This is a genomic window from Zobellia roscoffensis, from assembly GCF_015330165.1.
In the GTDB taxonomy this organism is placed as follows: domain Bacteria; phylum Bacteroidota; class Bacteroidia; order Flavobacteriales; family Flavobacteriaceae; genus Zobellia; species Zobellia roscoffensis.
On the sequence record NZ_JADDXT010000002.1, the window covers coordinates 416,154 to 430,770 of the forward strand.

The 14,617-nt window shown below is 35.5% G+C and carries 7 protein-coding genes; 6 read left to right on the forward strand and 1 reads right to left on the reverse strand.

What is annotated here, in order from left to right:
* Positions 1 to 77 precede the first annotated feature (77 nt).
* On the forward strand, positions 78 to 2,327 hold the full coding sequence (locus IWC72_RS01765; RefSeq protein ID WP_317171376.1) for an alginate lyase family protein: 2,250 nt from the start codon (positions 78 to 80) through the stop codon (positions 2,325 to 2,327).
* Positions 2,328 to 2,604: 277 nt separating this feature from the next.
* Here the strand turns inward: IWC72_RS01765 and IWC72_RS01770 are convergent, their stop codons facing one another.
* Entirely contained in the window at positions 2,605 to 2,979 is a 375-nt protein-coding gene (locus tag IWC72_RS01770; RefSeq protein WP_194528636.1) for a cupin domain-containing protein, read from the reverse strand.
* 1,198 nt (positions 2,980 to 4,177) lie between these two features.
* Here IWC72_RS01770 and IWC72_RS01775 point away from each other — a divergent pair.
* From IWC72_RS01775 to IWC72_RS01795, 5 genes are all read left to right on the forward strand, one after another.
* The gene (locus IWC72_RS01775; protein ID WP_194528637.1) at positions 4,178 to 7,381 is read left to right on the forward strand and encodes a SusC/RagA family TonB-linked outer membrane protein; all 3,204 of its coding nucleotides are present in this window, start codon (positions 4,178 to 4,180) and stop codon (positions 7,379 to 7,381) included.
* A gap of 19 nt (positions 7,382 to 7,400) precedes the next feature.
* Positions 7,401 to 8,741, forward strand: a complete 1,341-nt coding sequence (locus IWC72_RS01780) for a RagB/SusD family nutrient uptake outer membrane protein (protein ID WP_194524547.1) — start codon at positions 7,401 to 7,403, stop codon at positions 8,739 to 8,741.
* 552 nt (positions 8,742 to 9,293) lie between these two features.
* Positions 9,294 to 10,022, forward strand: coding sequence for a FadR/GntR family transcriptional regulator (locus tag IWC72_RS01785; protein WP_194524548.1), 729 nt, complete (start codon positions 9,294 to 9,296; stop codon positions 10,020 to 10,022).
* Between the two features lie 96 nt (positions 10,023 to 10,118).
* Positions 10,119 to 12,437 carry a chondroitinase-B domain-containing protein gene (locus IWC72_RS01790; RefSeq protein WP_194528638.1) on the forward strand — a complete coding sequence of 773 codons (2,319 nt, stop codon included), beginning with the start codon at positions 10,119 to 10,121 and terminating at the stop codon, positions 12,435 to 12,437.
* Positions 12,438 to 12,516: 79 nt separating this feature from the next.
* Positions 12,517 to 13,791 carry an Nramp family divalent metal transporter gene (locus IWC72_RS01795; RefSeq protein WP_194524550.1) on the forward strand — a complete coding sequence of 425 codons (1,275 nt, stop codon included), beginning with the start codon at positions 12,517 to 12,519 and terminating at the stop codon, positions 13,789 to 13,791.
* Positions 13,792 to 14,617: the final 826 nt, after the last annotated feature.

The following is a 14,617-nucleotide window of genomic DNA, read 5'->3' on the forward strand; positions in this document are numbered from 1 at the left end:
CCAGCGACCAAAATTATGAAGCTCAAAAAAATTACACACAAATAGCAGTTAGGCCTTACATAAAATTAAACATGAGAATGACCAAACATACAGCCGTATTACAAGTACTTATCTGCATTTTGTTGATTTCCCTTAATGGATATTCACAAGAACATCCCAATTTAATTTTGACTAAAGATGGCGTACAAAAAATAAGAGCAGAATTAGGCAACGCTCCCCTTTTTGATGCGACATTGGCAAAGGTAAAAGCCGAGGTAGATGCGGAAATAGCATTGGGAATAGAAACTCCGATCCCAAAAGATTATTCTGGTGGTTATACTCATGAGCGTCACAAACGTAATTTTTTAATACTTCAAAAAGCAGGTGTTTTATATCAGATTTTGAACGACGAAAAATATGCTCTCTACATAAAAGATATGTTGTTTCAATATGAAGGTATGTACAAAGATTTACCAGTACACCCTCAAACACGCTCCTATGCTAGAGGTAAGTTATTTTGGCAGTGTCTTAATGATTCCAATTGGTTGGTTTATGTTAGTCAGGCTTATGATTGCGTTTATAATTACCTAACTAAAAAAGAACGTAAGCAACTGGAAAAAAACCTTTTTAGACCCTTTGCCGATTACATTTCAATAGAAAACCCTCAGTTTTATAATCGCGTTCACAACCATAGTACATGGGGCAATGCAGCCGTAGGCATGATCGGGCTGGTTATGAATGATGAAGAACTGATCCACCGCGCACTATACGGAATAGAAGACGATGGATTACCTATTGGCGCTAAAGACAATGACGGTGGTTTCATTAAAGTAGAAGGACAGGAAGTAGGGTTTCTTGCCAATGTAAACGAACCATTTTCTCCCGAAGGATACTACACGGAAGGCCCCTATTACCAAAGGTATGCCATGTATCCCTTCTTAATATTTGCCGAAGCGTTGCACAATGTAAAACCAGACGTAAAGATTTTTGAATATAAGGATAGTGTCTTGTTAAAATCTGTTGAAGTACTTATAAAACTTTCTGATGCCGATGGCGAATTTTTTCCGCTTAACGATGCTCAAAAAGGAATGTCCTATAAATCTAGAGAAGTAGTTACAGCACTTGATATTGCCTATCATTATGGAGGTCACAACCCAGAATTATTAAGTATCGCGGAAGAACAAGGTCAGGTTTTGTTAGATGATTCAGGTCTAGCTGTAGCGTTGGGTATACGCGATGGCAAAGCCAAAAAGTTTCAAAAAAAATCAATCAACCTAACCGATGGCGCTAAGGGCAATGAAGGTGGTGTTGGCATATTAAGATATGGCAATGAAGATATGACTCTAGTTTACAAATATGCTGCACAAGGCTTAAGCCATGGTCATTATGATAAACTTTCTTTTTCTCTTTATGAAAAAGGTACAGAAATACTACAGGACTACGGACTTGCCCGTTTTGTAAATATTGAGCAAAAAGGGGGCGGTAACTACCTTAAAGAAAATACCACTTGGGCCAAACAAACTATTGCACATAATACTTTGGTTCAAAATGAAACTTCGCATTTTGGGGGAAAATATGAAGTGGGCAGTAAGCACCACTCAGAACTTTACTTTTTTGACGACTCCAATCCTGAAGTACAAATAGTAAGTGCCAAAGAAACAAATGCTTACCCTGGTACAGAAATGCAAAGGACCATGGCCCTTATAAAAACAGATGGTTTTGAAAAACCATTTCTGCTTGATATTTTAAAAGTAGTATCAAAAACGGAGAATCAGTACGATCTACCCTTCTACTTTAAAGGCCAGGTGATGCAAACCAATTTTGACTTTACTACACCTAAAACCTTAGAAGCATGGGGTTCTGCTAATGGCTACCAACACCTTTGGACAGAAGGAATTGGCTCGCCAAAAGAGGATAACACCAAACTTAGCTGGTTAGAAAACGGACATTTTTATACACTAACCACTACAAGTTCTAAAGATGATGATCTTCGTTTTGTTCGTATTGGTGCCAATGATCCGGAATTCAATTTAAGAAGAGATGCCGGTCTTGTCATCCGTAGAAAAAACACACAAAATACCACATTTGTTTCCGTAATAGAATCTCATGGAAACTATAGCCCTGTCTCGGAATTTTCTGTTAATTCCAATAGTGCAATTTCCAAAATAGAACTTATGTCAGATACCAATGAGTACACATCAGTACTAATAGAAACAAAATCTAATGGTGAACAGCTTGTTCTTGTGGTAGCCAATATTAACAAACAAAAAGATAAGGAACACACTATAACCATTAATGGTAAAGAATACCGTTGGACCGGTCCCTACAAGTTTATCAAAGTCAAGTAAAAAAACTTACCGGACGTTCTTAAGAAAGTAAAGATTTTCTATAGAAACCATAAGGTATAACTATGGCTAAGAACGATAATTTTTTGGATTGGAGAGTAATCCTGCATTAACTGCTTTTTTTATTGGAATTCTACACTTTTGCTGATTCCAATTTAAACCTTTTAAGTAATTCTATAATTTAATTTTTTACCTCTCTTTTTAATTAAGAGTATGAAAACCAAATTATAGAATTTTCTTAATTTTTAATCTCTTGTTTTGCCAAGAAATATTTTTCTTATTACTTTTTGTCTCCAAAATAAGATACCCCATCGCCACTTAAGAAATCTTCTCTTACCGGGCTAAAGGTGTCAATAAGTTCCCCTTCTTCTAGGCAAACTGCACTATGTAATAAATTGGGTTCAATGTACACTCCATCTCCCGCTTCTACAATTTTCTTTTCTCCGTTAATTTCAAATTCAAATTTACCAGAAACACAGTAAGTAGCTTGCGTATGAAAATGTTGATGTGGCGCACCCAATGCTCCCGTATCAAATTTTACTCTTACCATCATGATTTGGTTATCGTAGCCCAAGAATTTTCTTGATACTCCCCCTCCAAGCTCTTCCCATTCCATTTCTTTTGTGATGATGTACTTTTCACTAAATCGTTTCATTTTTTTGTATGATTTTTTATGATACTTATTACCTAAGCAAGATAATTTATTTCGGGTAATTTAGGAAGTAAAACCCAGGAATTATAGTGATTAAATACATCTATTTTATTGCATTTAAATTCTGAAAGTCAATACTTTATATATTTTTGTCTAATTAGCACGGAAAAGAAAAAAGATATCTATAATTCCGCAACTTAACACGATTTTTTTACCTCTACATCATCTTAAAACCACCTTCTGCGTTCCTAGTAAAACTTTCTAATTTTTATTCCATTTTTAACCAAAAGTAGCGGTCTAAAAAGTCCAAACTGAAGACTTATTACCTGAAAAATTTGATCCAGAAACTAAATTGTGCTCACAAAAGCAAAATTTAACATTATAAAACAATCTTTTAACACGTATTTTGGTTGCAAAAACCCCATTTAGCAAGCAAAATTAGACTACCAATTTATGATGAACCCACTATCTTTAACGATAGCCATTACATTACTATTCGCTACTTTTTTCTATACGGAACCACGCTCTAAAAAGCCGGTACCTAGATTGTTTTTTTTAAGGGTATTCAGAAAAATATTTTAGAATCAAAAAGTGTCAAAACCCCTTTATTTTAAGGCCTCATCACCAAAATTAAAAAGTGGTAAGTTCACATTTATAAGGACTAAAAAGTAAGCTATATGAAATTGCTTTTATCGGTATAATTGAGAAATGTTCACCTGAAAATTACGGTACTACTTTTTGTATGCAATAGATCTACTTTATTACCAATTAGGCAAATTAACATCACACAAAATACTAGATACCTAAAATACCTGTCCAATTTTCTCAATATTATTTTTTTTTAACAAAGTATTAAGCTATATTTGGTAAACCAAATTGGTAAACCAGTATGGAAAACCAATTAATACATAAAACAGCTAGCAAATACTAATTAAAGAAATGCCTCATGAAAGTATAAAATACACAAACAAAAAAAGGACGGGCGCACACCTATACTTTTAACTCAAATTACTTCATTCTGAAGGGAAGTAATACTAAGAACACATACAATTTACTTTAAACGCTCATTAGATAACACAAAATTCGAGGATGTTAATGAGTTACGTGCCTCAGTAAATTGATGATCAAATGAGATTCACAAACCCTCTCATTTAGGCGTCGGGCCATAAACCGAAATATTACTAACTTAACATTAACACAAATGAATTTAAAAAACAAACTAGCACTAATACTTGCGGTGTTTATAAATGCCGCGATATTTGCTCAAGACGCGTCTACTATATCGGGGACGATCGTAGATGACGCTAACGTACCAATTCCTGGAGTGAATGTAGTTATTTCAGGTACAACAACAGGTACTGCAACAGATTTTGACGGACTGTACACTATAAATGCCAATAGTGGAGACGTTCTTCAATTTTCGTATATCGGTTATGTAACTCAAAACATAACTGTAGGAGACCAAGAAACTATTAATGTTGTAATGACCGAAGATGCTGCATTACTTGATGAAGTAGTAGTAGTTGGATACGGTACTGTCAAAAAATCACATCTTACCGGATCAGTATCAAAGGTAGGCGGTGCCGAAGTTGCTGCCGTACAAGTTGCTCGTGTGGATGATGCACTTGCAGGTAAGTTACCCGGTGTAAGAATACAAAATCAAAGTGGTGAACCCGGTGCGGCCCCAAAAATCCAAATTCGTGCAGCTTCATCTGTTTCCGGTGACTCAGACCCACTTATAGTTGTAGATGGATATCCTATTTCAGGAAATTTAGCTACCGTTAACCCAAATGACATTGAAAGTTTAGAGGTATTAAAAGATGCGGCTTCAGCTGCTATTTATGGTTCTTTAGGTGCAAATGGAGTTATTTTGGTAACTACTAAAAAGGGTAAGTCAGGTAAAGTTAATGTTAGTTACAATACCTATACAAGTACCTCTAGTAAATATGTTAAAGATATTGACATGCTTAAGACAGCTGGAGAATGGGCTAATGATTTACAATCGGGTGATTATGATCTTTCTCAAACAGATCCAGCTTTATTACAATATAGACTAGATGCATACGCAAATGCGCCTGATGTAGTTAGCATGGAAGATTGGCTTTTCAAAAATGGTAGTTCTACAAGCCATGACGTAAGCGTAAGCGGAGGGTCTGAAAATTTAAGAGCCTTTGCTTCATTAGGTTATCTTAAAACTGACGGTATTGTTAGAGGCCAAGGTTATGAAAGATATAACGGACGTATGAACATAGATGCTAACTTGGGTAAAAAGTTAAAGGCCGGTTTAAGCATGAACGGATTTATGGGTACTCAAGATATAGTGCCATGGGAGATGAGAGATCTTTTAAGAGCTTATAGTATTAGTCCTGTTTATCATACACAAGAATCTATTGATTTTGTTCAGCAGTTGGATCAAACTAGACAATCAGTTTACGATGCAAGTGTACTTCGTGGAGAGCCAATAAATCAACTTAGTGGTTCATTTGATAGTAACTACAGAGGTGATAAAAGTCTGAACCTTGACGCTCAAAGTATTTATGATTTACAACCTGGCGATGCAGTTAACGATTGGCATTATGGTAGAAATCAAAATGGTATTGGAGGTACCGGTGATGCAGGCGTAGGATCAAAATTTAATGAATCAAGACGATACGTAAAAACGTATTTTGCAAATGCGAGTTCTTATTTAGACTATAAAATCATAGACGGGTTAAATTTAAAAACTGTTTTTGGAGCGGATATTCAAGACACTGAAACTTACACCTATAATGGTATACTAACAGATGGTCAACAACGTTCCAACCAAACGGCATTGGATATATCTAATATTAAAAAATCTACTGTATTAAGTACAACTACTTTAAACTATGCAAAAGTGATTGCTGACAAGCATGATTTAAATGCATTGGTTGGTATGGAATTTGTAAATACTTACTTCAGAGGAATGTCATCAAGCGCTACGAACGTGCCATCTGGCTCACCTCTTAATTATTCGTTTTTTGCACCGGAAGATGTAATTACAAACTTCGTAGATGCTAATCAGTCAAGAAGAGGTATTTTTGGAAGAGTTGCATATGCCTATGATAATCGTTATCTACTTTCGGCATCAGTTAGAAGAGATGGCGATTCACGTTTTGGAGCTAATGAAAAATACGCCGTATTCCCTGCACTTTCTTTAGGATGGAATGTAAGTAACGAATCTTTTTTAGCAGGCAACGAAAAATTAAGTCTTTTAAAACTAAGATTTAGTACTGGGTCATTAGGTACTGCCGGTTTCTTAGACTCTTACCAATCATTGAGTATTTTGGGTAATACGCCAACTGCTTTCGGAAATGGGTTTCTAGTTCCTGAAGATGTTGCAAACGCTGATTTAACTTGGCAAACCAATACAGAAACTAACTATGGTATTGATTTAGGTTTTATAAATAACCGCATCAGGTTTAGTGCAGATTATTATACGTCTGATGTTCAAGACATGTTAATTAACCAAAGTGTTTCTGAAGTTTTAGGTATACCTTCTATTGCAGTTAACCGTGGTGATGTAACTAGTTCAGGTTTAGAGCTGGAATTAGATGTAAAAGCAATATCTAATGAAAATTTTTCATGGAGTGTTAGTGCCAACTTATCAACGGTTGAATCAGAAATTACAAGCCTAGGTAACCTAGATGAACTACCAAGACAAGTTTATGGCGGACCAAGTGGTAGAGGAGCTGAATTTAGAAATTATGTTGGTGGAGAAATTGGTGAAATGTGGGGGTTTGAAACTGCAGGCCAGGTTGAATCCATATACATGGAAGATCCATCAAGAAATGTAGGTTATCAAAGTGGTTTGTATTACGTAGTTGACCAAGATGGAGATGGCGAAATTACCTATGAAGGTGATTATGTGAAGTTAGGATCGGCTACACCAGATTTCTTTTGGGGGCTTTCAAGTAATATGAACTATAAAGATTTTGATTTTTCATTCCAATTCCAGGGATCTCAAGGAGCAGAAGTTTACAATCTTGACCCTATCTATTGGCAATCTCAATTTCGTAACGCTACAGGTCCTAGTTTCGATGCAAATAATGATGGTCTTGCTGACAATAATGGTCTACATTATGAACAAACCAGAGATGCGCATGGTTCAATGATTCAAGATGCTTCATATGTAGCATTGAGAAACCTAACTTTAGGTTATACGTTAAATTCAGATTTGACGGACAGAATAGGTCTTAGCTCCATAAGAATGTATGTTGCAGCTACTAATTTATTATACTTCATGGCAGATAACTACACTTCATTTAACCCTGAAGGTGTTGAAATTGAAAATACTGGTTATGCAGGTCCAACAACCTACGGATACCAAGAAGGTGCTAGCCCAATTGTAAGGAGTTTCACACTTGGCCTTAATGTTAATTTTTAATTAAGAAATAATGATAAAAATGAAAACCATATATATAGCAGCAATTTCCATGGTGTTAATGACATCATGTGATAATGAGTTGGATCAAGTGCCACTTGTTGACCTTGAATCAAATAATTTGGAGAGCTTTGCCGGTGTTTTAAATGCCGCGTACTATTACCATACCGGTGCTGTAACACCACAAGCGGTAATGGGCGAATTTAGAGCTGATAATTTAACGTTTGAATTTGATGATGAGCCACCATATCCTGATTTTCACACGTATAATTCAGATTTAGGAGGTTTAGCTATTTCAGAAATATATTTTCGCCCGTTTTATAGAGATTTATACAAGTCTATCTTAAGTGCGAATACAGTCATTGATAAGTCAGAAAGTGCTACTGAAGTAGCTGAAGCTAAATTTTTAAGGGCTTTGTCTTACTCCAAATTAGTGATGGTTTTTGGTGATGTTCCTGTAATTTTAACTCCGCAGCCAGATGTATCAGTTATTCCTGATGTTAATCTTACAAGACAACCAGCTACCGAAGTGTATAACAATGTTATCATTCCAGATTTTCAAGCAGCAATTGCAGGTTTAGATAATTCTGGATTAGGAACTGGGCGCGCATCCAAAATCGCAGCCCAAGGTTTACTCGGAAAAGCATATATGTTCAGAGGTGATTTCGCTCAAGCGGCAATAGAGCTTGGAACTGTTATCAACGAAGCCGAAGCTGCAGAAGTTACTCTAGAAGCCGATTTTGCTAACGTGATAATCGATGAGAGTTCAGAAATTCTTTTTGCCACTAAAATGTCAAGTTCTATTCCAAACTCAAGTACAGGTACAGCGTTTGCAGGATGGTTTCAAGGCAAAGACACAAAGGCTGACCAAGACAATGTAACATTGAGCTTAATTGCTGCTTTTGATGCCAGTAGTGCTGCTGGTGGAAGTGAAGATTTGAGAAAAGAATTAACTATTGATTCAGAACTTAAGAGAGGTGTCAAATACACAGCTGATCAATATGACCAGGACTTTATTGAACTAAGATTAACTGATGTTATCCTAATGTATGCGGAAGCATTGAATGAAACAAGTTCTCCTGCTGCTACAGTACTACCTTTATTGGATCCTATTAGAACAAGAGCAGGTTTAACTAGCTTAACAGGCACAGTAAGCTCACAAGCTGATGTTAAACAAGCTATCCTAGATGAAAGAAGAGTGGAGTTGGCCTTTGAGGGACATAGATGGTTTGATTTAGTGCGAACAGGTACCGTAGATGCCGAAATGGAACAAACAATAAGTAGTAATTATTATGTGTTTCCAATTCCAAGCTCAGAAATCCTTGCAAGCGATGGAGAAATTACCCAAAATGAAGGTTACTAAAATCTGGATTAAAGCCCAAGTAGGCGAAAACATTTTAAATAAGTCTCGCCTTATAGAATCAATTATTTGAATTTAGCTTTATATCTACCGTAAACCGCCAAGACAAAAATGACTTGGCGGTTCAGGTAGAAGATTCTTACAAGTACTTTAGTAGTAACATCAAGAGATTAATTCATGTACCTAAAATCTCATATATTATATGAAGTACTTAGTTTAAAAAATAATCCCTAACCACAAATAATAATTTTGAATACACAGCCTCTGATACTATCAGTATAAACTAATAGGCTCTTTTCAAAAACACAGTTTTAAAATCTAGAATCTACAAATTAGATTATAAAGCTAAGATGATACGATGCAGGTTATTGGATATTAATATTGAGTTGTTTTGAGTTAGATTGAGAGTAATTTTTCCGGCCCGCTCACCACGGGTCGGTAAAATCTCAAAAATCACCATACTCCTACTCTATCATGAAAAAGGATTTTTGATAGTTTTTTTACTGTTATAGTAAACCAATCTGATTAACCATTTTTTTGAACTGCACACCCGTTATGAAATTAGAAATACTGACAAAAGACGAAAATAGAGAAATCCAAAACGGGATTATTTTACAGATTCGTGACCTCATCAACTATAAAAACCTTGAACCTGGTGACAAGTTACCTGCCGAAAGAGTATTATCCGAGAAATTTGATGTCAGTAGAACCAGTGTACGCGAAGCCATTCAAAAACTTGAGTTTTATGGTATACTAAATTCAAAACCACAGAGTGGAACTTTCATTGCAGAAATTGGTCAAATTGCTATGAACGGTATGATTGACGACATTACCAGTTTAAAAAAACAAGATTTTATCTCATTAGTTGAAACTCGCATTTTACTGGAACTGAAAATGGTGAAATTAGCGGCTATAAGAAGAACTGATGAAGATTTAGAACGCATTAAACATGCTTTGGATGCATACAAAAACAAGATGATTTCCGGTAAAGATTGTCTAGAAGAAGACTTACTTTTTCATTTGGCCGTAGCTTCTGCAAGTAAGAACAGTACTATGAATACACTCATGTTACTAATAACCCCAGAGATTATAGTAGCGTATGATATAGACCGTGTTTGCGAGGGTGATGTGGCCTTATCAGAAGTTAAAAAGCATGAAGATATCTATATGGCCATACGGGACCAAAACCCAAAATTAGCCAAAGAAAAGATGAAATTACACTTTAGTAAATTATACGATTACATCTACGGAGAAGACAGAAAAATTAAGATTCCCAAAGAATAAGAGGGTAGAGAACATTGAGTATTGGAAAATAAATTTAGAATTTAAAGGTCGAAACTATTTTGTTGGTCAGTTATATCCCAATTGAAAAACCACATAATGAAAGCTAATCTATTACTCATTGTCGCCATTTTTCTTCTGCTTTCCTGTGGTGAGAATTCAAATGGAAAAACACTACATGTAAACGATATTCCAGAATTAAACAAAGCAATTGAAGAAGCAGTACCTGGAGATGAAATTGTAATGGCAAATGGGACTTGGAAAGATACCCAAATCATCTTTTTTGGAACAGGTACTAAAGAAAACCCCATTAACTTACGTGCAGAAACGCCGGGCAAGGTCTTTATAGAGGGACAATCTTATCTTCATCTTGGAGGCGAACACCTAATAGTTGACGGCCTATACTTTAGAAATGGCTATTCTCCTAAAAGTTCCATTATTCGGTATATGATTAGCGAGGATAGTATTGCCTACAACTGCAGGGTCACAAATACCGTTATTGAAGATTTTACCAAACCAAATAGATTGGTCAATGACCGTTGGATTGAATTTTACGGTAAACACAATCAACTGGACCACTGTTATATTTCAGGAAAATCAAATGATGGAGAAACTTTAAGAATCTTTTTTACTGGTAATGAACATATTAACAACTACCATCAGATTGTACATAATTATTTTGGTCCGCGCCCTAGAAAAGGTGGTCCAAGAGCTGAAACGATACGAGTTGGAGACAGCAAAACACGAGTCTCTCCTAGTTTTGCCAACATTTCCAATAATTACTTTGAAGCTTGCAATGGCGAGGTTGAAATTATATCCGATAAAACCAACTTTAACACCTTCAAAAACAATATATTTTACAAATGTGAAGGCTCACTAGTCCTTAGACATGGAAGCTATGCCACCGTTGATCGTAACATTTTTATTGGCGGTGATGATTCAGATTTTTATGGAGGCATCAGAGTTGTGAACACAGGACACTGGATTACCAATAATTATTTTTATAAAATAAAAGGATCACAATTCCGGAGTCCACTTGCCATCATGAACGGAATTCCTATGACCCCTTTGAACCGTTACCTTCAGGTAAGTGATGTTGTTGTAGCCTATAACACTTGGGTAGATTGCAAATCTCCATGGCAAATAGGTGTTGGCCAAAACCTTGAAAGTGCAGATGTACTTCCGGCTAGTGAAATTCGTTCGGCGCCACCTATACGAACTATTGTAGCCAATAACATCATATATAATACCCAGGTAGATAAAACTCCCGTAATAAACCATAGCACCATGGAAGGAATTCTATTTAAGAATAACATCATAAATAATGCTAGTGAAGATTATTCTGATTATGATGTTTTGCAGAATGGTACTATAAAAATGAAAAAGATTAACGATTGGTTATATGCACCAGCTATTTCTAAAAACCAAATTTTGGATACTGTTTATACTGGCTACGATTTTGCTAAAATTAACCACGATATATTTGGTGCATCAAGAACGGAAAAGAATAGCATTGGCGCAATTAACCAAACCGCAACAGTTGAAAAATTTACCATTGACAAGAAGAAATACGGCCCAAAGTGGTTTTCTACTAAAAAAAATGATGTTGAGTCAAAAATTCATACTGCCACAGCTACGGCTGGCGAACTTACCAAAAAAATTAGTGAAGCCGTTTCAGGAGATATCATTGAGTTAAAAGATACCTTATATGCTCTCCCAAATTCACTTAAAATAGATAAGGAAATTACACTTCGGCCGGCAAATCGTTCCAGCAAAACCACTCTTATATTTACAAGTAAAAAAGATTCCGTAGCATTTAAAATGCACCCTAAAGGAATAATCAAATTACAAAACCTCATATTACAAGGTAAAAAAAACAAATACGCCTTTGCCCCTTTAAAGAAAAATATGGCTTCGGCTTATAACTTGTATATTGAAAATTGTGTGGTTGAGAATTTTGACTATGTCCTAAAGGCTTACAAAGGGTCTTTTGCAGACACCATCAACTTCAAAAAAACAACAATTAAAAACTGTAAAAACGGTATTGAATTAGCGGCTGAGGACAAAGGTGATTATAATGCCGAAATGGTCTCTTTTGACCATTGCTTTTTTGAAAATATACAAAATAATGTCGTTAATTTTTATAGAGGTGGTTATGACGAATCAACTATAGGAGGGTCTTTATCCGTCACAAATAGCTCCTTCACCAATAGTGGGCAGGGCGAAAACAGCAATATTTTGATTAAAACTAGCGGAATTATCAATGTGACTATCCAAGACAACTCCTTTGAAAATAATCCTGTAGAACTTGTTGCTTTATTGTGGGGAGAAAAGAACAATAATCACCAAAACAACACCCTAATAAATTCCGGAAAAATTAAAGTTGAAGAACAGCAAAAACTTAAGATACTATACTAATACATTGCTAGCAAACAAAAATGTCACCAGGTGAAATTGCCAAATCATAAGTCAATTACATTATCAAAAAAAGTAAACAATGGAAAACCCAGCAACTAAATCATCGTTCATAAAAAAAATTCTAGCTATTGTACTTGCTTTTGGCCCTGGTATTTTTGCTATTGGTTACACTATTGGTACCGGCAGTGTAACTTCTATGATTGTTGCAGGTAGCACCTATGGCATGCAATTACTATGGGTCTTGGTTTTAAGTTGTATTTTTTCAGGCATGCTAATGTACGCCTATGGCAACTATGGTTTAGTAACTGGCGAGACAGCACTATATGCGTTTAAAAAACATATAAAATGGGGCAAACCCATTGCCATTTTAATAATACTAGGGGTTTCTTTTGGCCAATGGAACTCACTTATGGGCATCCTAGGCATCTCTGCCAATATCATTTTTGAAATATTTTTGATTTACTTTCCGTCATTAGCGGATCACCAATATGAATTAGTTCTGATCATTGCAATTGCAGTCATTGCTATTATGTACCGTTTTTTGTTAATAGGAAAATATGTTTTCTTTGAAAAAATATTAGTGATTTTCGTAACCATAATGGGACTTTCTTTCTTTATTTCTCTCTTTATGGTTTTCCCTCTACCTATAGAAATAGCAAAAGGTCTCATCCCCTCTGTTCCAAAGGTTGAAGGTGGGAATATGATGGTAGCAGCTTTTGTGGGCACGACCATGGCTTCCGCAACTTTTCTTTCACGTCCACTTTTTGTAAAAGGAAAAGGATGGACTATAAAAAACTTAAAACAACAGAAGAAAGATGCTATCATAGCCGCCTCCCTTGTTTTTGTAATTAGTGCTTCGGTCATGGCGGTAGCCTGTGGAGCTTTGTTTCACGAAGGCCAGCCCGTAACAAAAGTTTTGGATATGGTTAATACGCTAGAACCTGTTGCTGGAAAATTTGCACTTACACTTTTCTTCTTTGGAACTTTAAGTGCAGGATTATCTTCTATATTTCCATGTTTACTCATTGCGCCTATACTCTTGGCAGATTATCAGTCCGGGGAACTGGATACAAGTTCTAAGCAGTTTAAGGTCATAACAGCTATAGCTTGTTTGTTTGCCTTGATTGTTCCTGTTTTTGGTGCTAACCCAATAGAGATGCAAATTGTATCGCAGGTTTTTAATGTTTTTGTTCTTCCACTAGTAATACTCGGTATTATCCTGCTCATCAATAATGCTAAACTCATGAAAACACATAAAGCAAAACTTCCTCTAAATATTGGTTTGTTTGCGGCATTGTTCTTCTCTTGTGTTATCTCATACAACGGAGTTATTGCTCTCATTGATTATTTCTAAAATGAAACACTTTAAACCGAACTTTGTCTATCTCAAAAGAAAAGAGGAAACCTTTGTAGCAAAGGCGTCATTTTCCTTGAAATTATCCCAGTAAAAAAATAGGAACCTCGCAATTGGAATAAAATAGTCTTGCTTTCTGTTAAGATGTTAGGGTATAGCATTGCAGCCGAAGGTTGCTCCTATTCATGTGCATCAACATCATTTAAAACTATCTATTTATCGTACGTCTAAAACTTGTATTAACAAAAGGACAGCCACTTATCTCTAATTAAAAAAACAAGTGACTCCTTCATTTTACTAAAGCATAAGCTCCTATTTATAGTAGTATGTACAGTATTTAATCACATTCTTTAACTCCAATAGACCACCATAACATCATAAATAACCATTTGCCCCTCAAACCCAGAATTCTCCATTGCCATCCAGCAATTTAACACCTCAAACCTCTTTAGAATGGTAGTTGTATGATAGACTCCATTAAATTTTTCATTATTAATTTTTATTTGACAAAGGAATCACATATATTTGGTAAACCAATTTGGTTAACCAGTATGGAAAACCAATTATTTAAGGATTTCGGATTTATAATCATAAAGCAATGTTCTATATGAAAATATAAAAACACTCAAATAAAAAAAGGATGGGTGCACGCCCATCCTTTCAACTAAAATTACTTCTTTCTGAAGGGAAGTAATACTAAGAACATGTACATTTTACCATACACGCTCATTACAAAAATACAAAAAAAATAAGGGATACTAATGAGTAACATGCCTTAGTAGTAAAGTGAAATACCATTCTTTACCAAGGGTGACTATTTATTGCC